Here is a 25,593-nt window from a genome sequence, read left to right on the forward strand (position 1 = left end):
GCAATCAGAACAGGAAATAGCGCTGCGCCATCGGCAGCACCGTCGCGGGCTCGCAGGTGAGCAGCTGGCCGTCGGCGATCACGTCGTAGGTTTCGGGATCGACGCTGATCGACGGCCGCCACGCGTTGTGGATCATGTCGGCCTTCGTCACGTTGCGGCAGTTGCGCACCGGCACGATCCGCTTCGCGAGCCCGTAGCGCTCGGCGATGCCCGCGTCGGCGGCCATCTGCGACACGAAGGTCAGCGACGTGCGCGCGAGCGCACCGCCGCGCGTGGCGAACATCTCGCGGTAATGGACCGGCTGCGGCGTCGGGATCGACGCGTTCGGATCGCCCATCTGCGCCATCGCGATCATCCCGCCCTTCAGGATCATCGACGGCTTGATGCCGAAGAATGCCGGCTCCCACAGCACGAGGTCGGCCCACTTGCCGGGCTCGATCGAGCCGACTTCGTGCGCGATCCCGTGCGTGATGGCCGGGTTGATCGTGTACTTCGCGACGTAGCGCTTCGCGCGGAAGTTGTCGTTGCGCGCGTTGTCCTCGGGCAGCGCACCGCGCTGCACCTTCATCTTGTGCGCGGTCTGCCAGGTGCGGATGATCACCTCGCCGACGCGGCCCATCGCCTGCGAATCGGACGACAGCATCGACAGCGCGCCGAGGTCGTGCAGGATGTCCTCGGCCGCGATCGTCTCGCGGCGGATCCGCGATTCGGCGAACGCGAGGTCTTCCGCGATCGACGGGTCGAGGTGGTGGCACACCATCAGCATGTCGAGATGCTCGTCGAGCGTGTTGATCGTGTACGGGCGCGTCGGATTCGTCGACGACGGCAGCACGTTCGATTCGCCGCACACCTTCAGGATGTCCGGCGCATGGCCGCCGCCCGCGCCTTCGGTGTGGTACGTGTGGATCGTGCGGCCCTTGAACGCGGCGACCGTCGATTCGACGAAGCCGCCTTCGTTCAGCGTGTCGGTGTGGATCGCGACCTGCGTGTCGGTGTCGTCGGCGACCGACAGGCAGTTGTCGATCGCGGCGGGCGTCGTGCCCCAGTCCTCGTGCAGCTTCAGGCCGATCGCGCCGGCCGCGATCTGCTCGACGAGCGGCTGCGGCACGCTCACGTTGCCCTTGCCGAGGAAGCCGAGGTTGATCGGCCAGCCGTCGGCCGCCTGCAGCATCCGCTCCATGTGCCACGGGCCCGGCGTGCAGGTGGTCGCGTTGGTGCCGGTGGCCGGCCCCGTGCCGCCGCCGAGCATCGTCGTGACGCCCGATGCGAGCGCCTCGTCGATCTGCTGCGGGCTGATGAAGTGGATGTGCGTATCGATGCCGCCCGCGGTGACGATCAGTCCTTCGCCGGCGATCACCTCGGTGGCCGCGCCGATCGCGATCGTCACGCCGGGCTGGATGTCCGGGTTGCCGGCCTTGCCGATCGCGGCGATGCGGCCGTGCTTGATCGCGATGTCGGCCTTCACGATGCCCCAGTGGTCGAGGATCACCGCGTTGGTGATGATGGTGTCGGGTACGTCGGCGGCCACGCGCTGCGACTGGCCCATCCCGTCGCGGATCACCTTCCCGCCGCCGAATTTCACTTCCTCGCCGTAGATCGTGTAGTCGCGCTCGATCTCGATCAGCAGTTCGGTGTCGGCGAGCCGCACGCGGTCGCCCGTCGTCGGCCCGAACATTTCCGCGTACGCGCGGCGGCTCAAGCGTAGTGTCATGTGCTGTTCCTGAAGAGCGGGGCGCGGCTTACAGCGGCCCCATCACCTTGCCCTGAAAACCGTAGACGGCGCGGTCGCCGGCCAGCTCGACGAGCTCGACGGTGCGCGTCTGGCCCGGCTCGAAGCGCACGGCCGTGCCGGCCGCGATGTTCAGCCGGAAACCGCGCGCGGCCGCGCGATCGAACGACAGCGCGTCGTTGACTTCGAAGAAGTGGTAATGCGAGCCGACCTGCACCGGCCGGTCGCCGGTGTTCGCGACGACGAGCGAGCGCGTCGCGCGGCCGGCGTTCAGTTCGTGCTCGCCGTCGTCGGTGAGGATTTCGCCGGGGATCATGCGTGCTACCTCGATCACGGAATCGGATGGTGGACGGTGACGAGCTTGGTGCCGTCGGGGAAGGTCGCTTCGACCTGGATGTCGGGGATCATCTCGGGAACGCCGTCCATCACGTCGTCGCGCGTGAGCAGCGTCGTGCCGTAGTGCATCACCTCGGCGACGGTCTTGCCGTCGCGCGCGGCTTCCATCAGCGCGGCGGTGATGAACGCGACCGCTTCCGGATAGTTCAGCTTCAGCCCGCGCGCGCGGCGGCGCTCGGCCAACAGCGCTGCCGTGAAGATCAGCAGCTTGTCCTTCTCTCGGGGAGTCAGTTTCATGAAGGCAGTCGTTCAGGAAAACGTAATTGTTGTCGATGCACGGGAGGCCGGCATGCTCGCGGCTCATCGTAGCACCGCGCCGTTTTCCGGGTGGCATGTATTGCTTATGTAATCAGCAAGGTGCGTGCCATGCCGCGAGCCCGCCGGCGATGCATCGATGCGCGCTCGTGGTGCGCGATGCATGAAACGGGGGCGCGTCAGATGGGGCGTTGCGTCGGATTGGTGCGTGCGCTCAGGTTTGCCAGAGGCGCAGCGGACGTGCGTCGACGCGATGCACAATCGGGCGCAGCGCGAGCCAGCAGTCAGTGAAATGGCGTTGCAACGCCTCCATCGACGTGGCGAGCGTGCGCACCAGCACGACGCCCGGCGTCACGCAGGTCGCGCCGGCGCGCAGCGTGTCGTCGAACGGCATGCGTGCGGCGAGCGACTCGGCCAGCGCGGCGTCGCATGCGGCGCCGGCCGCCCACAGCGTGCCGTACACGGGGAAGCCGGCGAGGCCCTGCAACGCGCCGCGCAGCGGATCGTGCGCGTCGAGCAGCGCGCGTTCGGTCCAGAGCGGCCGGCCGTCGGCATCGACGAGCGTCGCGTGCGACGCGATGCGGCCGGCCGACCACGTTTCGCCGGCCGCCTGCCGGCCGAGCTGCGTCGCGTCCCAGCCGATCGCGCTCGCGTGCGCGCCCAGCGACAGCGTGAAGTCGAGCGCGGCATGCGCGGCATCGAAGAACAGGTTGTTCTGCGGCAGCCAGTCGAGCTTCGCGTGCGCGCCGACCTTGATGTCGATGCGCTGCGTCGCGTCGAGCCCGTTCGACTTGTACCACTTGGTTGCGCCGGGCGTCGTCAGCACCGCATGGGTGCCGTCGCCGAGCGCGATGTCGAGGTCGAGGCGGTCGCCGCCCGCGACCCCGCCCGGCGGGTGAACGATCACCGCATGGCAGACGCCGTCGCCTTCCGGGTACAGCGGCCGCTGCACGCGCAGCGGCCCTTCATGCAGCCGGTGCACGAGCGTCGTGCGCATGCCGTGCCGCTCGAAGCCGAGTTCGAGGCGGCCGCGCCATGACTTGGCGGCGGCGGGGCGGGACAGGGAAGCGTGGGAATCGGCGGCGGACATCGGCGGGAAGCTGGGACAGGCGGACGAAACGACGATGCTAACGCAACAATATGCGCTTGGGCGGCGCGGGTTGTCGGTTGCCGCCCGCCGTCGCCTGCCGTTGCCATTACACCGCGATCAACTCGCGCACGCCGTTCGCCTCCATATCCCGTGCCTCGCCGCCCGCGACGATCTCGCCGCGGCTCATCACCCAGTAGCGATCGGCGATCGAGCGCGCGAAATCGTAATACTGCTCGACCAGCAGCACGGTCATCTTCGATTCGTCGACGAGCTGACGCAGCGTGCGCCCGATGTCCTGGATGATCGACGGCTGGATCCCTTCGGTCGGCTCGTCGAGGATCAGCAACTGCGGTTCGCTCATCAGCGCGCGGCCGATCGCCAGCTGCTGCTGCTGGCCGCCGGAAAGGTCGCCGCCGCGTCGCGCGCGCATGTCCTTCAGCACCGGGAACAGTTCGTAGATCCGGTCGGGCACCTTCGACGGCGCCTTGCGGCTCGCCGCGCCGACCAGCAGGTTTTCCTCGACGGTCAGCCGCGGAAAGATGTCGCGGCCCTGCGGCACGTACGCGAGCCCGGCCGCGACGCGCGCATACGGCGGCAGCGTGCCGAGCGCGGTGCCGCGCCACGACACGCTGCCGCTCTTCGCCGCGACGACCCCCATCAGGCAGCGCAGCAGCGTGCTCTTGCCCACGCCGTTGCGGCCGAGCAGCACGGTCAGCTTGCCGTCGTCGGCGCTCAGGTTCACGTTGCGCAGGATATGGCTGCCGCCGTAATACTGGTTCAGTGCATCGATCTTGAGCATCGCATCATCGTCCGAGGTATGACTCGATCACCGCGTCGTCGCGCTTGACCTGGTCGAGCGTGCCTTCCGCGAGCACCGCGCCTTCGGCCATCACCGTCACGCGGCCCGTGTCGCCCGCGAGCGCGGCGACGAACTCCATGTCGTGCTCGACGACCATCATCGAGCAGGTGCCGCGCAGCGTGTTCAGCAGCTTCGCGAGCTCCATCGTCTCGTGGTCGGTCATCCCGGCCGCCGGCTCGTCGAGCAGCAGCAGCGCCGGGCGCTGCATCAGCAGCATGCCGATCTCGAGCCGCTGCTTCTGGCCGTGCGACAGCTCGCCGGCCGCGCGATACGCATCGCTTTCGAGGCCGATCAGCGTGAGCGTGTCCTCGATCTTCGCCTGCGCCGCGCGGTCGAGCCGCGCGCGCAGCGACGCGAGCCAGCCCTTGTCGGTCTGCATCGCGAGTTCGAGGTTTTCCCACACCGGATGCTGCTCGAACACGGTCGGCTTCTGAAACTTGCGGCCGATTCCGGCGCGCGCGATCTCGGGTTCGCTCATCCGCGCGAGGTCGATGGTCTGGCCGAGAAACACCTTGCCCGCATCGGGGCGCGTCTTGCCGGTGATGACGTCCATCATCGTCGTCTTGCCCGCGCCGTTCGGGCCGATCACGCAGCGCAGCTCGCCCGCGTCGATCGCGAGCGACAGCTTGTTCAGCGCGCGAAAGCCGTCGAAGCTCACCTCGATGTCCTCGAGATACAGGATCGTGCCGTGCGACGTGTCGATGCCGGCGGGCATCACGCGGCCCATCGACGCGGTGCCGCTGACCGCGAGCAGCTCGTCTTCGGCTGGCGGCGTGAACTGGTAGAGCGCTGTGCCGTTCATCCGCGCTTCCCCTTGGCGAGCAGCGTGTCGACGAGGCCCATGATTCCGCGCGGCAGCAACAGCGGCACCAGCACGAAGATCAGGCCGAGAAAGAACAGCCAGTATTCGGCGAAGTACGCGGTGAAGAAGCTCTTCGCACCGTTGACCGCGAACGCGCCGACGATCGGCCCGATCAGCGTGCCGCGGCCGCCGACCGCGACCCAGATCGCCATTTCGATCGAGTTGCCGGGCGACATCTCGCCGGGGTTGATGATGCCGACCTGCGGCACGTACAACGCGCCGGCGATCGCGCACAGCACGGCCGACAGCGTCCACACGAACAGCTTGTACGCGAGCGGGCTGTAGCCGAGGAACATCAGCCGCGTCTCGCCGTCGCGCACGGCGGTGACCACGCGCCCGAGCTTGCTCGACACGATCGCGCGCGCCGCGATGAACGCGAGCACGAGCGTCGCGAAGCTGAGCAGCAGCAACACGGTGCGGGTGCCGGGCGACGTGATCGGGAAGCCGGCGATGCGCTTGAAGTCGGTGAAGCCGTTGTTGCCGCCGAAGCCCGTCTCGTTGCGAAAGAACAGCAGCATCGCGGCGAACGTCAGCGCCTGCGTGATGATCGACAGGTACACGCCCTTCACGCGCGAACGGAACGTGAAGAAGCCGAACACCCAGGCCAGCACGGCGGGCACGAGCACGACCAGCGCGAGCGCCCATGCGAGATGCTGCGTGCCGCTCCAGTACCACGGCAACTGGTGCCAGTCGAGGAACACCATGAAGTCGGGCAGGTCGCTGCCGTACTTGCCGTCGCGGCCGATCTCGCGCATCAGGTACATGCCGATCGCGTAGCCGCCGAGCGCGAAGAACAGCCCGTGGCCGAGGCTCAGGATGCCGCAGTAGCCCCACACCAGATCGAGCGCGAGCGCGGCGATCGCGTAGCACATCAGCTTGCCGGCGAGCGTCATCGTGTATGCGGACAGATGGAACGCGCTCGCCTCGGGCGCGACCAGCGCGGCGAGCGGCACGCCGATGCCGATCGCGACGCACAGCGCGATCAGCGCGAGCCACGCGCGGCGCGACAGCAGCGCCGGACGCGGCGGCAGGCCGAGCGCGAAGCCGGCGTCGCCGCGCGCGGCGGCCGCTGCGGGCTGCGGCGCGCCCGCGACCGGGTTCGACAGGGAATCGGTGATTGAAGTCATGTCAGGCCTCCGCGCTGCGTCCCTTCGGGGCGAACATCCCCTGCGGGCGTTTCTGGATGAACAGCACGATCATCACGAGCACCGCGATCTTCGCGAGCACGGCGCCCCAGAACGGCTCGATCGCCTTGCTGACGAGGCCGAGCCCGAAGCCGCCGAGCACGGTGCCGGCGATCTGGCCCACGCCGCCGAGCACGACCGCCATGAACGAATCGATGATGTAGTTCTGCCCGAGGTCAGGGCCCACGTTGCCGATCTGCGACAGCGCGCAGCCGCCGAGGCCCGCGATGCCCGCGCCGAACGCGAACGCATACGCATCGACGCGCGCGGTCTTCACGCCGACGCATGCGGCCATCCGCCGGTTCTGCGTGACGGCGCGCACGAACAGCCCGAGCCGCGTCTTCGTCAGTACGGCCCACGCGACGAACACGACCGCGAGCGCGAACGCGAGGATCACGAGCCGGTTGTAAGGCAGGATCAGGTTCTGCATCACCGACACGCCGCCGCTCATCCACGACGGGTTCACCACCTGCACGTTCTGTGCGCCGAACAGCATGCGGGTCGCCTGGATCAGGATCAGGCTCACGCCGAAGGTCGCGAGCAGCGTCTCGAGCGGGCGGCCGTACAGATGCCGCAGCACGAGCCGTTCGAGCACGATGCCCACGAGCGCGGCCGCCGCGAACGATACCGGCACCGCGACGAGCGGATACCAGTCGAATGCGGCCGGCGCGTAGCGCTGGATCAGCGTCTGCACGACATAGGTTGCGTACGCACCGATCATCAGGAATTCGCCGTGCGCCATGTTGATCACGCCGATCAGCCCGTACGTGATCGCGAGGCCGAGCGCGGCGAGCAGCAGCACGCTGCCGAGCGACAGGCCCGCGAACACCGTGCCCACGATTTCGCCGCGACGCTGCAGCGCGTGCAGGGCGTCGAGCCCTTGCTGCGCGGCTTCGCGCACGCGTGCATCGGGCTCGGCGTAGCTGCCGTCCGCGTTCTTCGCGACGAGCGGGCGCAGCTGCTCGATCATGTCGAGATCCTGGCGCGTGGCCACCACCTGCACGGCTTCGAGACGCTTGGCCGCATCGGCGTCGTGCAGCGCGGCGATCGCCCACAGCGCGTCGAGGCGGCGCTTCAGCACCGGATGGGTTTCCTTTGCGCGTGCGCGGTCGATCATCGGCTTGAGCGCAGGGTCGGGCGACTTCAGCAGCGCGTCGATCGCGTCGCGACGCGTCGCGACATCGGGCGACGCGAGTGCGAGGCCCGAGCGCGCGCCGGCGATCTTCGTGCGCAGCAGATTGTTCAGCATCACCTGCTGCGCGTCGCCGGCCGGCGTCGCGGCCTGCGTGAGCGCATCGTGCGCGGTGTCGCCGGTCTGGATCAGCAGGCGGCCGTCGGCGGTCGCGAGCGCGTCGCCGGTCGACAGCGCATCGAGCAGCGCGGCGGCGCGCGGATCGGCGTCGGTGGCAAGGCGCTCGACTGCGGCCGTCTTCGCGTCGAAGTCGTCGCCGGCGAGCGCGGCGGTATCGGCGGCCGTCAGGGCGAATGCGGCGCGCGGCAGTGCGAGCGCGAGCATCGCGCCAGCGACGAGCGCGACGAGCGCGACGGCCGCGCGGCGAAAGCGTGTAGGCATCGGGGATTCCTGTCGGGCTGGGGAAAGCGCACGCGGGGGCCGCCGCGCGGCTGCGTGCGGCGCGGCGCCGCACGCGTGAAGCTGCACACCGCGCGCGGATGCGACCGGAGCGCCGCGTGCAACGTGCGCGACGTGTGCGACGTATGCAGCGCGTGCGCTCCGGCCGGCATCAGGCGAGCGCCGCGCGCTGCCGGCGCAGGAACGCCGGGATCGAGCTGACGACGTCCGGCTTGCCCTGGTTACCCGCGATGAACGGGCTCCACGGCTGTGCGCGCACGGCCGTCTTGGTCTTCCACACGACGTTGAATTGCCCGTCGCCGCGGATCTCGCCGATCATCACCGGCTTGTGCAGGTGGTGGTTGCCGTCCATCGTGAGCGTGAAGCCCGACGGCGCGGCGACGGTCTGGCCGATCATCGCGACGCGCACCTTGTCGACGTCGGTGCTCTTCGCCTTCTCGACGGCCTGCTTCCACATGTGGATGCCCACGAAGGTGGCCTCCATCGGATCGTTGGTCACGCGCTTCGCGCCGCCCGGCAGGTTGTTCGCCTTCACCCACGCGGCGAACTGGTCCTTGAACTTCGTGTTGGTCGGGTTCTTCACCGACATGAAGTAGTTCCATGCGGCAAGGTGGCCGACGAGCGGCTTCGTGTCGATCCCGCGCAGTTCCTCCTCGCCGACCGAGAACGCGACCACCGGCACGTCGGTCGCCTTGATCCCCTGGTTGCCGAGCTCCTTGTAGAACGGCACGTTCGAATCGCCGTTGATGGTTGAGATCACGGTCGTCTTGCCGCCCTGCGCGAAGTTCTTGATGTTCGCGACGATGGTCTGGTAATCGCTGTGGCCGAACGGCGTGTAGACCTCCTGAATGTCGGCGTCCTTCACGCCCTTCGATTTCAGGAACGCGCGCAGGATCTTGTTGGTCGTGCGCGGATACACGTAGTCGGTGCCGAGCAGGAAGAAGCGCTTGGCGCCGCCGCCTTCGGCGCTCATCAGGTACTCGACGGCCGGGATCGCCTGCTGGTTCGGCGCCGCGCCCGTGTAGAACACGTTGCGCGACATTTCCTCGCCTTCATACTGCACCGGGTAGTAGAGCAGACCGTTGAGCTCCTCGAACACCGGCAGCACCGACTTGCGCGACACCGACGTCCAGCAGCCGAACACGCACGCGACCTTGTCCTGCGTGAGAAGCTGGCGCGCCTTCTCGGCGAACAGCGGCCAGTTCGAGGCAGGATCGACGACCACCGGCTCCAGCTTGCGACCCATCACGCCACCGTTCTTGTTGATGTCGGCGATCGTCATCAGCGCGGTGTCCTTCAGCGACGTCTCGGAGATCGCCATCGTGCCCGACAGCGAGTGCAGGATGCCGACCTTGATCGGGCCGGTGCCTGCATCGGCCGCATGCGCGAACGGACTCTTGCCCGCCAGCGCGAGCGCACCGGCCATCGAACCGAACTTCAGCAGACTGCGACGTTTCATCGATATCCCCTTGACGTGTTGGTTGTGCGTGCGCCGTGGGCGGCGCCGGCATCGGTGTAACGCAAGGCATGTGCCAGTCGTGTCGATGCACGCCCGGCGTGCCGTTACGGCGCGATGCGGGGCGTCGGTGCGGTGCGCGTGGCGCGTCGTGCGGCATCGGCGATCCGTCGCGGTGCGCTCGGGCGGGCGGAAATGGTGCATCCGCGTGCGGGCGCACGCATCACGTGCGCTCGGACGGGGCGGGACGGGGCAGGAGAGGGCGCGACAGGCGACGACAGGGCGGCAACCGTCGGCGGAAATGAAACGGGCGCGCAATGCGCGCCCGTTCGGCGAATCGGTGCGACCGCGGCGAGCGGTCGGCGTGGCGGCACATGACGCGCCGCGCGGAAGGTCAGTAGCGCGGCACGGCGGGATCGACGTCGCGCGACCACGCGTCGATTCCGCCTTGCAGGTTGTACAGCTTCGTGAAGCCGCGCGATTCGAGGAACATCGCGACCTGCGCGCTGCGCATCCCGTGATGGCACACGCAGACGATCTCGGCTTCGTCGTCGAGCTCCTCGCTGCGTGCCGGAATCTGCTGCATCGGGATCGACACGCTGCCGGCGATCTGGGCGGTCGAGATTTCCCACAGTTCGCGCACGTCGAGCACGACCGGCGCCGGGCGTGCCGGATCGCGCAGCCAGTCGGCGAGCATCGCGGGCGTCAGGATCTGCATGGCTGCGCCGCCGCTCAGAACTTGAAGCGCGACGGCTCGATCGCGTTCACGAGGTGGTTCACGTAGGTTTCGAACACGTCGGCGACGCGGTACTGCTTGTCGTCGATGCGCGTGATGATCTGCGCCTTCATCACCGGACGGCCGCCGACGAATGCCGACAGGCGGCCGCCGACCTTCAGCTGTTCGAGCATCTGCTGCGGCACGACCGGCAGGCCGCCCGCGACGCAGATCACGTCGTACGGCGCCTTGGCGGGCCAGCCGAGCGAGCCGTCGCCGAGCACGACTTCGGCGTTCGTCACGCCGTCGTTGCGCAGGTTGTCGGCTGCGAACTTCGCGATCGTCGGATCGATGTCGACCGCCGTCACGTGCTGCGCGCGATGCGCGAACAGCGCGGCCAGGTAGCCGGAGCCCGCACCGATCACGAGGACGTTCTCGTGCTTCTTGACCGCCAGATCCTGCAGCACGCGCGCTTCGACGCGCGGGAACAGCATCTTGCTGGTGCCGCCCGGCAGCGGCAGTTCGAGATCGGCGAACGCCAGATCGCGGTGTTCGGGCAGAACGTAGTTTTCTCGCTTGACGATCGACAGCAGGCCCAGGACGTCCAGGTCCAGCACGTCCCACGGCCGGATCTGTTGTTCGATCATGTTGAAACGCGCGTTTTCGATATTCATGGTGTGGTCACGCAGCCAAATCGGCCGTCAGCGGGGATAGAAAAACTTCTTGATTGTACCAAACGGGGCGTCGGCAAAGCCTTCAGCCAGCCTGCAACAGACCTTTACGCATTGCTCTTCTTGATCTGCGCCTCGAAGGCGAGGTCCAGCTTGCTGACCTTGCGCGGCTTTTTGGGGCCGAATTCGTCGACGAAGCGGACGAATTCGTCGAGCGGGAGCGGCTCGCTGCGTTTTTCGGCGGTGCCGCCCGAGCGGTCGACCAGATAGAACAGGCCGCCGGCCATCGCAACGGCCGCGAACTGCGGGTTGCCGGAGCGGGCCTTCAGGCGTTCGACCGCGTTGGTCGCTTTGGTGGTGCGCATGGTGCGGATGGTTGCAGAGGCGTCGAGCCCCTTACTTTATCAAACCAGCCGCCCGCATGTGCCGCGCCGCGCTAGACGGTGCGCGAATAGCGCTGGCGTGGTGTTTGCGCCAGATACGCGTCGAAGGCCATCGCGATGTTGCGCACCACCATCCGGCCGGCCGGATGGATCGTCAGGCGGTCGCCGGCGATGCTGAGCAGCCCGTCGCGCTCGAACGGGCGCAGCGCTTCCAGCTCGCGCGCGAAGTGCTCGGCGAAGTGCACGCCGTGCGCCGCTTCGATGTGCGAGAACGGCAGCTCGAGGTTGCACATCAGCTGCGTGATCACGTCGCGGCGCAGGCGGTCTTCGGCCGTCAGACGCACGCCGCGCGCGATCGGCAGCCGGCCCGCGTCGAGGGCGGCACCGTAGCCGGGCAGGTCCTTCGCGTTCTGCGCGTAGACGTCGCCGACCTTGCCGATCGACGACACGCCGATCCCGATCAGATCGGTATCGGCCCGCGTGCTGTAGCCCTGGAAATTGCGCTGCAGCGTGCCGTTTTGCTGCGCGCGCACGAGTTCATCGGTCGGCTTCGCGAAGTGATCCATCCCGATGTAGACGTAGCCGGCCGACGTCAGCATGTCGATCGCGAGGCCGAGCAGCGCGATGCGCGTTTCGGGCGACGGCAGCGTGGTGTCGTCGATCTGCCGCTGCATCTTGAACAGGTGCGGCATGTGCGCGTAGCCGAACACCGACAGGCGGTCCGGCGCGAGCTCGATGATCGTCTCCAGCGTGCGTGCGAACACGGCGACCGTCTGGTGCGGCAGCCCGTAGATCAGGTCGACGCTGACCGAATGGAAGCCCGTCGTGCGTGCGGCCGAGATCAGGTCGGCCGTCATCGCGCGCGGCTGCACGCGGTTGATCGCCTGCTGCACGACCGGGTCGAAATCCTGCACGCCGAGGCTCAGGCGGTTGAAGCCGATGTTGCGCAGATGCACGAGCGTCGCCGGCGTGACGGTGCGCGGGTCGATCTCGATCGAGAATTCGGCGTCCATGTCCGGCGCGAGCGTGAAATGTTCGCGCGTGGCGGCCATCAGCTCGGCCGTCTCGGCATCGGACAGGAAGGTCGGCGTGCCGCCGCCCCAGTGCAGCTGCGTGACCGGGCGCGCGGGGTCGAACAGCGCGGCCTGCAGCGCGAGCTCGCGCTTCAGCTGTTCAAGGTACGGGCGGGCGCGCCGGTGGTTGTTGGTCGCGATCTTGTTGCAGCCGCAGTAGAAGCAGGCCGTGTTGCAGAACGGGATGTGGAAGTACAGCGACAGCTCGCTCGACGACGCACCGGGATCGCGCGCGGCGCGCGCGTAGTCGGCCGGATCGAAATCGTCGCGGAACTGCAGGGCGGTCGGGTAGGACGTATAGCGCGGGCCGTTCGCGCCGTATTTCGCGAGCAAATCGGGGCGGAACAGGGTGTCGGCAGAACCGGAGCTCATGATGGTCTCGCGCTATTCGAATGCGTCCGAGTATATAAACGCGCGCTCCGGCCGCATTGTGTAATAACGTCGCAGCCGGCGGTGGCACAATGTGCGGTGGGCCGCCGCACGCCGCGTCCGGTTGCCGCACCGTTTTTGTTGTCCGTTCGAGAGAGCCGAGTGTCCGTCGAAATACCTGTCCGCCCGGCGTCCGCCGATGCCGTGTCGCCGCATGCGTGCCGCCCCGGCTGCGGCGCGTGCTGCATCGCGCCATCGATTTCCTCGCCGATTCCCGGGATGCCGAACGGCAAGCCCGCAGGCGTGCGCTGCGCGCAGCTCGGCGACGATCTGCAGTGCCGGATTTTCGGCCGACCGGAGCGGCCCGCGTGCTGCTCGGGGTTGCAGCCGTCCGACGAGATGTGCGGCGTGTCGCGCGACGACGCGCTTGCATGGCTCGCGCACCTCGAGATCGCCACGCAGCCTTCGCCAGACGCGGGCGCCGGCCGTTAGCCAGCCGCCGCGCCGTCGCGCCGCGGCGCGCAGGCGGTGCGCCCGTGGAACCCGCCGCGCGCGACGCCGCACTAACGTCGGTGCATCGCACCTCATCGCACGGCCGGTCGTCCGACCGCGGCCGCGCCCGATACAGGAGATTGTCCAGCATGACCGCACCTTGCACGCCCGGCCGGCGCCGTTTCGTCGCCGCCTGCGCCGGCGCACTTGGCGTGTCGATATCGCTTGCCGCCTGCGCGTCGACGTTCCCGTTCATTCCGGATCACTACACGTTCTCGCGCGGCGACGTGCAGAAGGCCGTCGCGCGCAAGTTCCCGTACGAGCGGACCGTCGCGCAGGTCGTCGACGTCGCGCTCGCGAATCCGGCCGTCAACTTGCTGCCCGACCAGAACCGCGTTGCGGTGCAGCTGGATGCGCATTTCACGAGCCCGTTCCTGCGCGAACCGGTGAGCGGCAAGTTCACCGTGTCGGGGCAGCTGGCTTACGACGCGCCGAGCCGCTCGGTCGTGCTGAAGGAGCCGGCCGTCGACAATCTCGTGCTCGACGGCGACGCGCAAATGTACGCGCAACAGGTCGGTGCGGCGGCCGGGCTGCTCGCGACGCAGGTGCTGACCAACTACCCGATCTACACGTTCAAGCCCGAGCAACTTCAATTTGCCGGCGTGAACTACGAACCCGGTACAATTACGATTCTTACAAACGGCATACGCGTGGCGATCGTCGAGAAATGACGGCGCAGCGCGCGCGGCCGGGCGGGCCGCGGCGCTGACGTGGCCGTTTCTTTCGACTACTTCGGAGTTGGGCCACGGATGGACTGGATCCTGATCTGCAAGGCATTGATCCTCGGCGTCGTCGAGGGGCTGACGGAATTCCTTCCGGTGTCGAGCACCGGCCACCTGATCGTTGCGGGCAGCTTCCTCAATTTCAACGATGCGCACGCGAAGACGTTCGACGTCGTGATCCAGTTCGGCGCGATCCTGGCGGTGTGCTGGGAATACCGCGAACGGATCGTGTCGGTCGTGTGCGGGCTGCCGAGCCGGCCCGACGCGCGGCGCTTCACGCTGAACGTCGTGATCGCCACGATTCCGGCGATCGCGCTCGGCCTGCTGCTGGAGAAGAAGATCAAGGCCGTGCTGTTTTCGCCGGTGCCGGTCGCGTTTGCGCTGGTCGTCGGCGGCGCGATCATCCTGTGGGCCGAGGCGCGGCAGCGCGAGCGTAGCGAGCCGCCGCGCGTGCAGTCGGTTGATGCGCTGACTCCGCTGGATGCGCTGAAGGTCGGCATCGCGCAATGCTTCGCGCTCGTGCCGGGCATGTCGCGCTCGGGCTCGACGATCATCGGCGGGATGCTGTTCGGGCTCGACCGGCGTGTCGCGACCGAGTTCTCGTTCTTCCTCGCGATTCCGATCATCTTCGGCGCGACGCTGTATGAAACCGTCAAGGATTGGCAGGCGTTCACGGTCGACTCGCTCGGCCTGTTCGCGCTCGGGCTGGTTGCCGCGTTCGTCAGTGCGTTCGTGTGCGTGCGCTGGCTGCTGCGCTTCGTCGCGACGCACGACTTCACCGTGTTCGCGTGGTACCGGATCGCGTTCGGGCTGTTCGTACTGCTCGTCGGTTACAGCGGATGGCTCAACTGGGCGTGACGCCCGGCGTTGAAGGCAGTGGTCAATGACGAACGGCCCGATCGGCAGATGCCGGTCGGGCCGTTTTGCGTTGCGCGGGGTGCGTCGGGTTCAGGCGGCGCGCTTGCGGAACACCAGATCCCAGACGCCGTGGCCGAGCCGCAGGCCGCGGCGTTCGAACTTCGTGACCGGGCGGTAGTCGGGGCGCGGCGCGTAGTCGGCCGCGGTGTTTTCGAGCGTCGGCTCGGCGCCGAGCACTTCCAGCATCTGTTCGGCGTAGTTTTGCCAGTCGGTCGCGCAATGCAGGTACGCGCCGGGCTTCAGGCGCGCGGCGAGCTGTGCGACGAGCGGCGGCTGGATCAGCCGGCGCTTGTGGTGGCGCGCCTTGTGCCACGGGTCGGGGAAGAAGATGTGCACGCCGTCGAGGCTTTCCGGGGCGAGCATGTGCTCGAGCACTTCGACCGCGTCGTGCTGGATGATGCGGATGTTCGTCAGGCCTTGCTCGCCGATCAGCTTCAGCAGCGCGCCGACGCCCGGCTCGTGCACTTCGACGCCGAGGAAATCGTCGCCGGGGCGGTGCGCGGCGATTTCGGCGGTCGATGCGCCCATCCCGAAGCCGATCTCGAGGATGCGCGGTGCGCTGCGGCCGAACACGGCGTCCCAGTCGGGCAGCGTCGGTGCGTACGGGACGACGAAGCGCGGGCCGAGTTCGTCGATCGCGCGGCGCTGGCCGGTCGACACGCGGCCGGCGCGCGTCACGAAGCTGCGGATGCGGCGGTGGTGCAGCGGGTTGACTTCGTCGGCGCCGTCGGCGGCTTCGTCGGGAAGGGCGGCGTCGTCCGGCGGCAGGCCGGCTTCGTTCGGATCGTCGTGCATCATCGGTGACTGAGTAAGACTCGGTTCGGGCGCGAGGCCGTTACGCGTAGCGGTGCGCCGGATGAACGGGCACATGGTACAAAAAAGCCGCCTTCGACGAGGCGGCTCTTGCGCTGGCTGCCGGGCAGCCGAAGGTGGAGCGGGCGATGGGAATCGAACCCACGTCATCAGCTTGGGAAGCTGAGGTAATGGCCATTATACGACGCCCGCAGAACGCGCAATTGTACAGGGGGGTGGGTGGGGATGGCAAGGGGGGCGGAAGTGGTATGGCTGGATCGTAGGGCGGTGGCGTTGTTCGCCGTGACGGGGAGCACCTTCGCCATTCAGTTCAGGGGAAGGCATGTCTCTTCGGTGCTACTGCGGCATCGACGCGAATTTCGCTGCCCCAACGGATGGGTCGAATACGTTGGTCAGGCGGTTCCTGTTTGAACCCCCGGCTCGATGTATTGAGGACATCAGATGGGCTACATTTTCATGACTTGTCGCCTCCGCTACAATTCCGGCGATATAACCGGGGAGCCGTCCCCGCGAGAGCGCGAGCTACGTATCGGCTTGCAATAAATAAGAAAGATGAATAACGCATGAACATGACTGAATTAGCTCAGGCAATCCGCGGTGGCCTGATTCAACAAGATCGCTTGCTCAAGACTGACATCCCGTCACTGCCGGACAATGCACTCGTACCGTGCCGGGCCGTGATTTATTCGGAGCTCGGTCGTGACTTCAGCGTCACGCTGGACATGGTGTCCACGGCAGGCGACATCGAACTCAAGACGTTGATCGCGCAGCCGATGACGCTTTGGATTCAGCAAGTGAACAAGTCTTATCTGCCGCTCAACGGATACATCCATACGGCTCGCAGGCTGGGTGACGACGGTGGGCTCTTCAGTTATCAGCTTGTCGTCGCGCCGTGGATGTATTTCCTCAAATTCCGCCGCGACATGCGGTATTGGCAGGACAAGAGCGTCGAGCACATCTTCGCTGACGTATTCGATGTGCATCCGCAGTCCCGTGGACACTATCAATTTGTATTGTCCAAGCCTCTCTCTCCGCGTTCGTACTGCCGTCAGAGCGAAACCGACTGGAATTTTGTCCACCGGCTGATGGAACAGGAGGGCCTGTACGGATTTTGGCGCCAAGGCAAAGACGGCAAGTCGCATACGCTCGTCGTGACCGACGATATTTATGCGTTGGACGAGGTGTCGCCCGACCAGATCAGATTCAATAGGTCGGGCACAGGCGGCGATACGGATGCGTTCACGCAGTGGGCGGGTTCGCGAACTTTGCAAAGTACCGCTCATGCGACCCGCACATTTGACTACAAGGCGCCGTCCCAGGTCGACAGTCCAAACGGAACGACGTTGCCGACGAAGGCCGGCCAGGGAGATTTGCCAGAACAAGCAGAAGTTTACGAGTACACGGGCGCTTATACCTATGATCGCCAGGATCGGGGTGAGCACCTGTCGAAAATTCGTCTTGAAGAATGGGAGTCACGCGCCAAGCGATTCGTCGGGATGGGTGGAGTGCGGGGGATCGACGCTGGCCAGCGCTTCAAATTGACGGGCCATCCGGAACATGATGGTGATTCGGTCGAGCAACGCGAGTTTGCTGCGATCAAGGTTCGACGCTATATCGAGAACAACCTGCCGCTGTCGAATCGCGAGACCGGGTTGCCCCATAGCATGCAATCCGACCTTGAGCGTGCAAAGGCGCGGTATACGGGCGCGTCCGTCCACCACGATGATGGTTCCGTCGGGTTCTATCTGATCGAAATGGAGGCGCAACGAACCACGGTTCCGTATCGCAGTCCGTTCGAACATTTGAAACCGGAGATGCATCTCGAGACGGCGATCGTTGTCGGGCCACCGGGAGAAGAGGTCCATACCGATCCGCTGAACCGTGTGAAGGTCATGTTCGTCTGGGACCGGCAAAACCCGGGAGATGCTGGCGCGTCGTGCTGGGTCAGAGTCGCGCAATCGGACACCGGTGGAGGCTACGGCGGCGTGCATATTCCGCGAGTGGGTGAGGAAGTCATCGTCGGTTACGTTGGGGGTGACTGTGATCGGCCGATCGTGCTGCATCGCGTCTACAACGGTGCGGCCAGTCCGCAGTGGCATAGCAACGGGATCCTTTCGGGCTATCGATCGAAAGAATACGGCGGCAGCGGTTATAACCAGATGGTGATGGACGATGCGACAGGCCAGAGCCGTGTTCAGTTGATGAGCAGCAGCGCGAATAGTTTGCTGCATCTAGGCTATCTCGTCGAACAAAGCGGAAATATTCGTGGTGCGTATCTCGGATCGGGCTTCGATCTGCGGACGGATGCATACGGAGCCGTGCGTGCTTCGCAAGGGCTATATGTTTCGACGCATCCAAAATCAGCGGACAGTCAGCAGCTCGACGTCCGCGAAGCGCAACAGCAACTCGTCAATGCCGAAAGCATGATCGAGGCGATGTCGCAGGTAAGCGAGATGCATCAGGCGGAAAGCCTGGGTGACGGACATGATGCGCTGAAGGTGTTCACCGATGCGACGCAAAGCAGCATGCACGGCTCGCGCCCAGCGGGACGGACCGCAGGAGGCGGTGCGGGAAATGTGAACGCCTTCAAGACACCGGTCATGCTGGTGTCGAGTCCTGCCGGGATCGCACTGTCGACGCAGGCATCCGTTCATATGTCGAGCGATCAGCAAACGAACCTAGTCAGCGGCCAGAGCACGTTCATCGCCACTGGGAGGTCGTTGGTAGCCAGTGTCGCGGAGAAAATCAGCCTGTTTGTACAAAACGCAGGGATGATGTTGTTTGCGGCCAAAGGCAAGGTGGAGGTACAGGCGCATTCGGACAATATCGAAATAACGGCCGAGAAAGCGGTCAAGGTCATAGCGGCCACGCGGAATATCGAGGTGGCGGCGCAGCAGGAGATTCTACTTACCTCGGGCGGTGCCTATCTCCGGCTCAAAGACGGCAACATCGAGATTCATGCCCCTGGAAAGATCGATGTGAAGGGCGCGCAACACGCATTTAGCGGGCCAACGCGGATCGACTATCCGCTTTCTCCTGCGCCGACGTCCCGAGGTGCAGCGGCGCTGCAATACCATTACCACGACGACACGCCCGTGCACGGTGCCAAGTTCACCATCCACTACGACAGCGGCGCTACCTTTTCCGGTACCGTCGACAGCAAGGGCATGGCTGACCTGACAGGGGCGCCGCATGGGTCGGGGCGTATTGAGTTGGGTGAGGACAGCCGACCGTACGAAATCAAGGCCACCGAGCAAAATCCCGGTTACAAGGCTCATTGGGACGAATTCGACATGCAAGCCACGCTGGACCGAATGCAAGGAGGTCGGGCATGAGCAGCAGTTGGATCAGCCAGGCGGCATCCGAAGTTGGTGATTATCTGTGGAGCGGCGCCGCTACAGTGGGCGACACCGTCGTAGGCGCCGTCGCAGGCGAGTTCTCCCAAAAGCGCAATACTGGTGCCATCGTCGTCGATGCGGTCGTCAGCATGTTCCCCGTTGCGGGAGAAATTACAGCCGCGCGCGACGCCATTGCAATCACGCTTCGCATGTGCGACGACCCGAAAGTTCGTGACGACGGGCGGGAGTGGTTGGCTCTTGTGCTTTGTCTTGTCGCGGTGGTGCCGGTAGTCGGAGGTTTGCTGAAGGGGATAGGCAAGTTGTTGATGCGAGCCCTCGGCAAATCCGACGATCTGGTCAAGCTATGTCAGGAAATACTTGCCTTGATCCGCAAGGCTGGCTTTGGCAATGCTGCCGAGTGGTTCCGGCAACTCGACTTCAGCAAGTATCAATTTGCAGTGAGCAACGCATTCGGCACGATGCTCGATCGCATCCGCAATGCGCTGAATTTCATTCTGAACCGCCTCGGTACTGTTATCCCGGCTCGAGTGGCGAGTTATATCCGGAAGCTGCTGCCGATGCTGGAGGAACTGCGCAAGCTGGGTGACACGAAAATCGCGCTGGCCATCAAGGACCTGATGCGCTTGCTGGAGCATGTGCGAGGCCACATGGTAGAGGGCACCTGGGTGGATGTGAAGATAGGGGGGGGTACCACTCGGACGATGACCGAGGAGGCCCGCTTGGCACACCTTGCCGAGGAGACGAAGAGCCTGGGGCACAAGCCGATGGGCAAGGAAGACTATATACACAAGGACGGATGGCCGGACCTCAGGGAATTCAGGGTGGGCGATGCAATTGGCACCTTCAGCGTAAAGACGCCCATCAAGGCAATTACACGGAGGCCGGGCGAAGTAATGATACGTGTGGTCGATAGCCGAAGATTGGATAGCCCGTGGACGATCGCCGGCAAGTTCTGGGCGGATAAACTCGCTCCAAACGGATTTTGGTGGCGTATCCGGTGCGCGATCAAGCACGCGTGGAGCATGAATGGCAGCTATGCAAGGTTGAAGGTGCCCACTCGAGAAGCCATGGAAAAGCTCGGCATCAAGGTGCCTGCTGATTGGGATGGAATGCGTCTATGGGAGGGGCGCATTGCGGAGCAATGGGACGATGAAGGAGCGGATGCGACCATGCGCTTACTGGTCGGAGGCGACCTTCAGTTCTTCGTGGACTTCAAGCATCCGTCCAACGCTCCTGTTGCCGAGTGGATTAAAACGCAGGTCAAGCCTCAGCGGACGAATTGGACCGACTTGAGGCTGCCCGATCAAGCAGAAGCTCGGGCGCTCTTCCTGGCAGAGCGGGAACGATCGGCCAAGATCAGACACGAAGGCTATGCGCGGCGAACCACTGCCGTTGTCGGAAAACAATCGACTGAAGAACAGAACCAATGATGCTGAATACTCTCACCATGACTCCAGAGCAGGAGTCCGATGCGCGCGCCAAAGCGTTTCACCTCCTCAAGAAATGGACGAGTGTTACGTTCCTCGATCATGCAGTTGATCTGTTCAGGGATTTCCTTCACGCGTACGCCAGGCAGTTGGACACGCCGAGCCCGAATCAACAGGAATTGGAGGCAGCGTATGTCAACGATTTCCTGAGCGCGTTGATAAGGATGGATCAAGGCATTGAGACGCTGCGACAAGGTGCCGACAAGCGATCGGCTTACGATGCGCTCATAACGGGGAGCGAAAAAGGTGGTGAGCTTTTGTTCGGGCGGAGTGCGCACGAGGTTGGTCGAACGTATGACCCGTTTTTCCACGCACTTGGCGTGAGGGACTCGAGATTTTCGGATTTCGAATACGCAACTGGGTATGCGGAAGGGGCGTGGATTGAAGAGTTGAGCTGTCAGGCGCTCAAGTGCACTGTCGGCCTCAATTTTTCCGAATACCTCAGCTATGGCAAGCGTGCCGACGGCGGTACTCGTGTGTTCAAGCACTGGACGTATGAGTCGTTGTTCCAGGACCCGTTGTTTCCAGCATGGCGATATTGGCCGCCCGGTCGCAGCTATCCCGCGGAACTTCCTCCGTGCCCGCCGAAGAACGAATCCGCTGCCGGAGAGATTCATAGCGGCCAGGAGATTCCAGTCGAGGGTATCTGGGAGCCATGGTTTCCGGCCGGCAAGGTCGGTTGCCCGAGCTATTTCCTGAAAGGCAGTATCGCCCACACCTACTTGCTGGAAGGCACCAACGACGAACATGCGGTGGCCTGGCGGCTGCTGTGGGAAGACAAGCGTTACCGGGACGGCAGCATTCCGGCGGAAGAGGCGACTTATTTCCCGACGCCTGTCGTGCAATCGAGGCTCCGGGCCCTGCCCGGGGAGCCTTGTCCGCGCAGAGGTTACTGGCAAAGTCCGGCTGTCAAGGATTCGGTTCACGTCGAAGCCGGAGCGCCGATGCCGGGGCCGCAGCGCACGACGTGGGGAATGGTCATCTGGCATTACGCGGACCCGCAGCCCCATCACGCGAGTTGAGCGACAGGTTTGCTGCCCATCGGGGCGACGATGGGCCCAGTCCGGTGTGCAAGACAATCGGCGCGATCGAGTGTGATGCTCGTTGCCGCCGCCGTCTATGACCTAGCGCCGCTCGCGCACAGGTCGAACAGCACCGGAATGATCATCGACGACGAGCCTGACGCGTGCCTCGAAGCGACGCGGCTCCCAAAACGCACTCGCCACCCTCCGCCCGCCCATGTCGAAAATGAACGACTCGATGTCGGAACGACACAAGCCGCGCGCGACCATTCGAACTAACGTGACAGTCCTCTCATCCGTTCGTTCTTCAGGAGCCGACATGTCCGATTTCATCACCGTGCTGCGCAAGACCTGCCCGATGCCCGTCGTCGATGCGACCAAGTGGAAGCGCATCGGCGGCGATCCGCACACCGTGAACCTCAACGCTTACGTGTCCCGCGACGGCAGCAAGATCATGGGCACGTGGATCTGCACGCCCGGCAAGTTCGAAGTGAACTACGAGAAATGGGAGTACTGCCACTTCCTCGACGGCTATTGCATCATCACGCCGGAAGGCGAGGAACCGGTGCACCTGAAGGCCGGCGACGTGTTCGTGATCGAGCCGGGCATGAAGGGAACGTGGGAAGTCGTGGAGACGGTGCGCAAGTACTTCGTGTTCGCGTGAACGAACCGTTCGGTCCGTCCGGTGCGAAAGCGCCGGTCGGAGACCGATGCGTCCAACCGCGCGCTCCGCTAATCGACGCTCAGCGCCTTTTCGATCGCGGCGATCAATTTGAACGCGTCGTCGCGACCGATCCGCAGGCCGCGGCTGGTGTACTCGCAGCCGAACGCGTAGAAGCTCGGCAACAGCGTGATCGCATCGTTCTGTCGATCGAAGTCGACTTCGCATTTCGTCAATGGAAAGAACGGACGCACTTCGACGGGCGGCTCGTACACGACTCGCGCCCTAGTACAGCTTCCGCGGCGGCAGCATGCGCTTCGCGCGGAGTCGCTGTCTCGACACGGCGCTCGCTTTCTTGCGTTTGCGCTCGGTGGTCGGTTTCTCATACCCGGTGCGGCTGCGCAACTCGCGGATGAGTCCGGTTTTCTCGATGTTTCGCCGGAAGCGGCGCAGCGCGACCTCGACTGGTTCGTCGGGCTTGAGGATGATGGTCGTCATGCAGATCCTGTTCTAAAAGCGTGTGGTGGGAAGCTAGCCGAGTCGCGTCATGACGGCGCTCGCTATCCCGTCGGACTCGAACTCGGAATATCCGGCGCCGATCGACAGTGCGCGCACGGCAGCGAACATTTGCAACTCGGGTTGATGGCGCAACGCGGATCCGGCAAGCCGGTGTTGCGGGACAGCGTCGGTCGGGGAAATCTCGTGTCGCTCGATCAGGCCGAGCAATTCGTCGATGATCATTTCGCGCTCCGAATCGCCAGCCGACTGTCGCCGGCCGCGTCGACATGCATCGGTGGAATCGGTGGAACTACGCGAACAGCGGCTGCTCGCCGCGATTGCCATCGATGACCTGCTCTGCGTACAGCACCGACGCCCGCCGCGCATCGCCCGCCGATTCGAACGGCGTCTTGCTGGCCAACCGGAACGTCTCGCTGCGGGTCAGCGTGTCGATGGTGCCGCGCAGGCAGATCTTCACGGCCGCGTCGAAGCCGCCGTCGTAGTTGTGCGCGCTGCCGTTCCGCGACGGAACGTGCGGGTAGATCAGCGGGTAAATTTCGAAGCCACGATACAGATGCATGCTCATGAGGAACTCCTCTGTTCGTCGCGACAAATCGCACGGACGAACGCAACCGACCGGTATCACCGCTACGCGGCGCGACGGGTGGGGGTGAAAAGAAAACGATGCGTGCGGATGACGGCGCAACGCAGCAAGAGGGCAGAGGGCGGGACGAGCGATCTGGGACGTGACGCGCGCTCGGATGAATTGATCATACGCGCTTCGTGGCCGATGTCCATCTTATTCTCGACGGGGGCGCTGCAAGGCTTCGACCCCTAGCGACGCGCGTCTCGCCAAGTCGCAAATCCCCGTTCGTCATCCAATATCGCGCGGTGCGCCGACGGCTCGCGGCGCGGTCGCCGACGTCAGCCGATCGCATGCATGACGACCAGCAACAACGCCCCGACGACGATCAGCAGCACCGCATGAACGCGCGTGAGCATCACGCATGCAGTCGACGCAAGCGCGATCGCGCGGGCCGGCCACCCGCCGTCGAGCGCCTGCAGCAGCACCCAGGCCGACGCCAGAATCATCCCCGCTGCAACCGGCCGCAGGCCGGCCTCGAGGGCGACTTGCCAACGTGCGCCCTGGTGCCGCCGCCATAGATGCGCGACGCCGTAAATGAGGAACGCGGTCGGCCCGAACAGCGCGAGCGTCGCGATCACCGCGCCCCAGAAGCCGGCCACCTGCCACCCGATCAGCGTTGCAAGCAGAGAGCCGGGGCCCGGCGCCATCCGCGCAATCGCGAAGTCGTTCACGAACTGTGCGGCCGTCATCCAGTGATGAACATCGACGACCTGCCGCTGGATATCGGCGACGATCGCCTGGCCGCCGCCGATGGTGGCGATCGACAGCGGCGCGAACACGCCGGCCAGCGCGACATAGCGGGACGGCGTGATCATCGGCCGCTCCCCCCGGCCGTCGCGCGCGCCGCACGACGGTATTCGAGTGCGACGCTCAGCGTGCCGCCGATCACCACGGTCCACACGAGCGGCCAGTGCAGCACGGCCACCGACACGAACGTGAGCGTCATCACCGTCAGCGGCAGCGCACGGCGCGGCAGTCGGCGCACCGCGGTGATCGCCATCGAGATCGACAGCCCGATCGCCGCGGCCGCGGCGCCGGCGAGCGCGACGTGGGCGAGCGTGAAGCGCGTGAGTGCAGAGAGCGCGACGCCGAACAGCACGATCAGCACGGCGGGCGGCGCGATGACGCCGGTGAAGCCGGCCACCGCGCCGCGCCATCCGGCGAGCCGGTAGCCGATCCAGATCGCGAGGTTCTTCACATTGACGCCCGGCAACGCCTGCGACAACGCGAGTCCGTTCAGGAACGCCTCCTCGTCGAGCCAGCGCCGCTCGTGCACGAATGCGCGCATCATGCGCCCGCTCAATCCGCCGCCAAAGCTGGTCAGGCCGATCTGCGCGAACGCGGCGAACAAGGCGAGGATGCCCGGAGGCGGGGCGATAGCGTCTGGAACGGAGGTCGGGGCGGTCGGCATCGGGCGGGCGCTGACGTGTCGGTTGGGCAGTCGCCCATGGTAGCAAGGGCTGTCTGTCGGCACGCTGACGTGGGGCCGTCGGCGCTCATCCCGCTTTCCGCCGCGCTACGCCCGCACGACCGTCACGCCGGCAGCCTCGATCGGCTCGGTCAGGGCGACGTCGGTTTCCTGCTCGACGACCACGGCCTGCGCGAGCGCCAGCTCGCCGATCACGAATTGCGACGCCGCGCGCAATTTGGATTGCGACGCGAGCACGACCGTCTCCGCGGCGCGTGCCGCGAGCGCGCGCTTGATCGCGGCTTCCTCGAAGTCGCCGGTGCTCAGGCCCGCGACCGGATGCACGCCGGTGACGCCCATGAAATACAGGTCGGCATGGATGCGCGAGATACCTTCGAGCGCCGCTGCGCCGACCGCGACGATCGAATGCTTGTACAGCCGCCCGCCGATCAGGATGACGTCGATCGACGGATGCGCCGCCAGCGCGACGGCCACGCTCGGGCTGTGCGTGACGATCGTCGCGCGCAGGTCGGCCGGCAACTGGCTGACGAGCAGCGCCGACGTCGTGCCGCCATCGACGATCGCGACTTGTCCCGGCGCGATCATCTGGGCGGCGCGACGCGCGATGCGCCGCTTTTCCGCGGTTTCCAGCGTCTCGCGCTGCGCGAACGGCGCGACGGCCGGCGACGCCGGCAGCGCGCCGCCGTGCACGCGCTGCAACAGCCCTTCGGCGGCCAGCTCGCGCAGGTCGCGCCGCACGGTGTCTTCGGATACGCCGAATTGCGCGCTCAGTTCGACGGCCAGCACCTGGCCGTCACGGGCGAGCGTGTCGAGGATCGCTTTCTTGCGTTGGGTCGTCAGCATCGCATTGCAC

Annotated in this window: 28 protein-coding genes and 1 tRNA gene; 7 read left to right on the forward strand and 22 right to left on the reverse strand. The window is 65.6% G+C overall.

Translation table 11 applies throughout. From position 1 onward, the window contains the following. Window positions 1–4: 4 nt before the first annotated feature. The 13 genes from ureC to hemN form a co-directional block, all read right to left on the reverse strand. Complete coding sequence (gene ureC, locus MYA_RS03870; RefSeq protein WP_014722585.1) at window positions 5–1,711, reverse strand: urease subunit alpha; 1,707 nt, start codon at window positions 1,709–1,711, stop codon at window positions 5–7. 28 nt (window positions 1,712–1,739) lie between these two features. Beyond that, on the reverse strand, window positions 1,740–2,045 hold the full coding sequence (locus MYA_RS03875) for an urease subunit beta (RefSeq protein ID WP_011883582.1): 306 nt from the start codon (window positions 2,043–2,045) through the stop codon (window positions 1,740–1,742). Between the two features lie 14 nt (window positions 2,046–2,059). Next, on the reverse strand, window positions 2,060–2,362 hold the full coding sequence (gene ureA / locus MYA_RS03880) for an urease subunit gamma (RefSeq protein WP_006406310.1): 303 nt from the start codon (window positions 2,360–2,362) through the stop codon (window positions 2,060–2,062). A 232-nt stretch (window positions 2,363–2,594) separates the two neighbouring features. Next, window positions 2,595–3,470, reverse strand: a complete 876-nt coding sequence (locus tag MYA_RS03885) for an urease accessory protein UreD (protein WP_034194092.1) — start codon at window positions 3,468–3,470, stop codon at window positions 2,595–2,597. A gap of 106 nt (window positions 3,471–3,576) precedes the next feature. Further along, on the reverse strand, window positions 3,577–4,269 hold the full coding sequence (gene urtE / locus MYA_RS03890; RefSeq protein ID WP_014722587.1) for an urea ABC transporter ATP-binding subunit UrtE: 693 nt from the start codon (window positions 4,267–4,269) through the stop codon (window positions 3,577–3,579). A 4-nt stretch (window positions 4,270–4,273) separates the two neighbouring features. Beyond that, window positions 4,274–5,131, reverse strand: coding sequence for an urea ABC transporter ATP-binding protein UrtD (urtD, locus tag MYA_RS03895; RefSeq protein WP_011883587.1), 858 nt, complete (start codon window positions 5,129–5,131; stop codon window positions 4,274–4,276). Continuing rightward, window positions 5,128–6,318 carry an urea ABC transporter permease subunit UrtC gene (gene urtC, locus MYA_RS03900; RefSeq protein ID WP_011883589.1) on the reverse strand — a complete coding sequence of 397 codons (1,191 nt, stop codon included), beginning with the start codon at window positions 6,316–6,318 and terminating at the stop codon, window positions 5,128–5,130. The genes urtD and urtC overlap by 4 nt, the downstream gene beginning before the upstream one ends. Window position 6,319: 1 nt before the next feature. Then, window positions 6,320–7,948 carry an urea ABC transporter permease subunit UrtB gene (urtB, locus tag MYA_RS03905; RefSeq protein WP_014722588.1) on the reverse strand — a complete coding sequence of 543 codons (1,629 nt, stop codon included), beginning with the start codon at window positions 7,946–7,948 and terminating at the stop codon, window positions 6,320–6,322. Between the two features lie 169 nt (window positions 7,949–8,117). Further along, window positions 8,118–9,425 carry an urea ABC transporter substrate-binding protein gene (gene urtA / locus MYA_RS03910; protein WP_011883592.1) on the reverse strand — a complete coding sequence of 436 codons (1,308 nt, stop codon included), beginning with the start codon at window positions 9,423–9,425 and terminating at the stop codon, window positions 8,118–8,120. A 391-nt stretch (window positions 9,426–9,816) separates the two neighbouring features. Continuing rightward, a complete protein-coding gene (locus MYA_RS03915; RefSeq protein WP_014722590.1) occupies window positions 9,817–10,140 on the reverse strand; it encodes a rhodanese-like domain-containing protein in 324 nt (107 codons plus the stop codon). 14 nt (window positions 10,141–10,154) lie between these two features. Beyond that, window positions 10,155–10,811 carry a protein-L-isoaspartate O-methyltransferase family protein gene (locus MYA_RS03920; RefSeq protein WP_014722591.1) on the reverse strand — a complete coding sequence of 219 codons (657 nt, stop codon included), beginning with the start codon at window positions 10,809–10,811 and terminating at the stop codon, window positions 10,155–10,157. A 104-nt stretch (window positions 10,812–10,915) separates the two neighbouring features. Further along, window positions 10,916–11,173 (reverse strand): hypothetical protein, encoded by a 258-nt coding sequence (locus MYA_RS03925; RefSeq protein ID WP_011883598.1) that lies wholly within the window; start codon window positions 11,171–11,173, stop codon window positions 10,916–10,918. Between the two features lie 71 nt (window positions 11,174–11,244). Further along, entirely contained in the window at window positions 11,245–12,636 is a 1,392-nt protein-coding gene (gene hemN / locus MYA_RS03930; RefSeq protein WP_014722592.1) for an oxygen-independent coproporphyrinogen III oxidase, read from the reverse strand. A gap of 159 nt (window positions 12,637–12,795) precedes the next feature. On the opposite strand from hemN, the gene MYA_RS03935 reads away from it, so the two are divergent. The 3 genes from MYA_RS03935 (at window position 12,796) to MYA_RS03945 (ending at window position 14,765) form a co-directional block, all read left to right on the forward strand. Continuing rightward, window positions 12,796–13,125, forward strand: coding sequence for a YkgJ family cysteine cluster protein (locus MYA_RS03935; RefSeq protein ID WP_014722593.1), 330 nt, complete (start codon window positions 12,796–12,798; stop codon window positions 13,123–13,125). Between the two features lie 149 nt (window positions 13,126–13,274). Then, the gene (locus MYA_RS03940; protein WP_014722594.1) at window positions 13,275–13,856 is read left to right on the forward strand and encodes a DUF1439 domain-containing protein; all 582 of its coding nucleotides are present in this window, start codon (window positions 13,275–13,277) and stop codon (window positions 13,854–13,856) included. Window positions 13,857–13,934: 78 nt separating this feature from the next. Next, entirely contained in the window at window positions 13,935–14,765 is an 831-nt protein-coding gene (locus tag MYA_RS03945) for an undecaprenyl-diphosphate phosphatase (RefSeq protein ID WP_011883604.1), read from the forward strand. 90 nt (window positions 14,766–14,855) lie between these two features. Here MYA_RS03945 and trmB read toward each other — a convergent pair whose 3' ends face one another. Continuing rightward, window positions 14,856–15,623: a tRNA (guanosine(46)-N7)-methyltransferase TrmB gene (gene trmB / locus MYA_RS03950; RefSeq protein WP_041493780.1), complete on the reverse strand. Its 768-nt coding sequence runs from the start codon at window positions 15,621–15,623 to the stop codon at window positions 14,856–14,858. A gap of 132 nt (window positions 15,624–15,755) precedes the next feature. Beyond that, window positions 15,756–15,830 (reverse strand) — tRNA-Gly (locus MYA_RS03955). Window positions 15,831–16,201: 371 nt separating this feature from the next. Between MYA_RS03955 and MYA_RS03960 the strand changes: the two genes are divergently transcribed. The 4 genes from MYA_RS03960 to MYA_RS03975 all read left to right on the forward strand — a co-directional run bounded on the left by MYA_RS03960 (window position 16,202) and on the right by MYA_RS03975 (window position 22,170). Beyond that, a complete protein-coding gene (locus MYA_RS03960) occupies window positions 16,202–18,973 on the forward strand; it encodes a type VI secretion system Vgr family protein (protein WP_014722596.1) in 2,772 nt (923 codons plus the stop codon). Next, window positions 18,970–20,427, forward strand: coding sequence for a hypothetical protein (locus MYA_RS03965; RefSeq protein WP_014722597.1), 1,458 nt, complete (start codon window positions 18,970–18,972; stop codon window positions 20,425–20,427). The genes MYA_RS03960 and MYA_RS03965 overlap by 4 nt, the downstream gene beginning before the upstream one ends. Further along, complete coding sequence (locus MYA_RS03970) at window positions 20,424–21,506, forward strand: Imm71 family immunity protein (protein WP_041493781.1); 1,083 nt, start codon at window positions 20,424–20,426, stop codon at window positions 21,504–21,506. The genes MYA_RS03965 and MYA_RS03970 overlap by 4 nt, the downstream gene beginning before the upstream one ends. 319 nt (window positions 21,507–21,825) lie before the next feature. Then, the gene (locus MYA_RS03975) at window positions 21,826–22,170 is read left to right on the forward strand and encodes a cupin domain-containing protein (RefSeq protein WP_011883612.1); all 345 of its coding nucleotides are present in this window, start codon (window positions 21,826–21,828) and stop codon (window positions 22,168–22,170) included. 68 nt (window positions 22,171–22,238) lie between these two features. Here the strand turns inward: MYA_RS03975 and MYA_RS03980 are convergent, their stop codons facing one another. The 7 genes from MYA_RS03980 to MYA_RS04010 all read right to left on the reverse strand — a co-directional run bounded on the left by MYA_RS03980 (window position 22,239) and on the right by MYA_RS04010 (window position 25,583). Beyond that, on the reverse strand, window positions 22,239–22,442 hold the full coding sequence (locus MYA_RS03980; protein WP_014722600.1) for a hypothetical protein: 204 nt from the start codon (window positions 22,440–22,442) through the stop codon (window positions 22,239–22,241). A gap of 10 nt (window positions 22,443–22,452) precedes the next feature. Next, a complete protein-coding gene (gene rpsU / locus MYA_RS03985) occupies window positions 22,453–22,665 on the reverse strand; it encodes a 30S ribosomal protein S21 (RefSeq protein ID WP_011883613.1) in 213 nt (70 codons plus the stop codon). Window positions 22,666–22,698: 33 nt separating this feature from the next. After that, window positions 22,699–22,908 carry a hypothetical protein gene (locus MYA_RS03990; RefSeq protein WP_011883615.1) on the reverse strand — a complete coding sequence of 70 codons (210 nt, stop codon included), beginning with the start codon at window positions 22,906–22,908 and terminating at the stop codon, window positions 22,699–22,701. Between the two features lie 67 nt (window positions 22,909–22,975). After that, window positions 22,976–23,251: a hypothetical protein gene (locus tag MYA_RS03995; protein WP_014722601.1), complete on the reverse strand. Its 276-nt coding sequence runs from the start codon at window positions 23,249–23,251 to the stop codon at window positions 22,976–22,978. Between the two features lie 338 nt (window positions 23,252–23,589). Further along, window positions 23,590–24,126 carry a chromate transporter gene (locus MYA_RS04000; protein ID WP_014722602.1) on the reverse strand — a complete coding sequence of 179 codons (537 nt, stop codon included), beginning with the start codon at window positions 24,124–24,126 and terminating at the stop codon, window positions 23,590–23,592. Further along, on the reverse strand, window positions 24,123–24,722 hold the full coding sequence (locus MYA_RS04005) for a chromate transporter (RefSeq protein WP_041493782.1): 600 nt from the start codon (window positions 24,720–24,722) through the stop codon (window positions 24,123–24,125). Before MYA_RS04005 ends, MYA_RS04000 begins: the two co-directional genes overlap by 4 nt. 105 nt (window positions 24,723–24,827) lie before the next feature. Beyond that, window positions 24,828–25,583, reverse strand: coding sequence for a DeoR/GlpR family DNA-binding transcription regulator (locus tag MYA_RS04010; protein ID WP_041493944.1), 756 nt, complete (start codon window positions 25,581–25,583; stop codon window positions 24,828–24,830). Between the last annotated feature and the right edge of the window lie 10 nt (window positions 25,584–25,593).

Source organism: Burkholderia sp. KJ006, from assembly GCF_000262695.1.
Taxonomy (GTDB): domain Bacteria; phylum Pseudomonadota; class Gammaproteobacteria; order Burkholderiales; family Burkholderiaceae; genus Burkholderia; species Burkholderia vietnamiensis.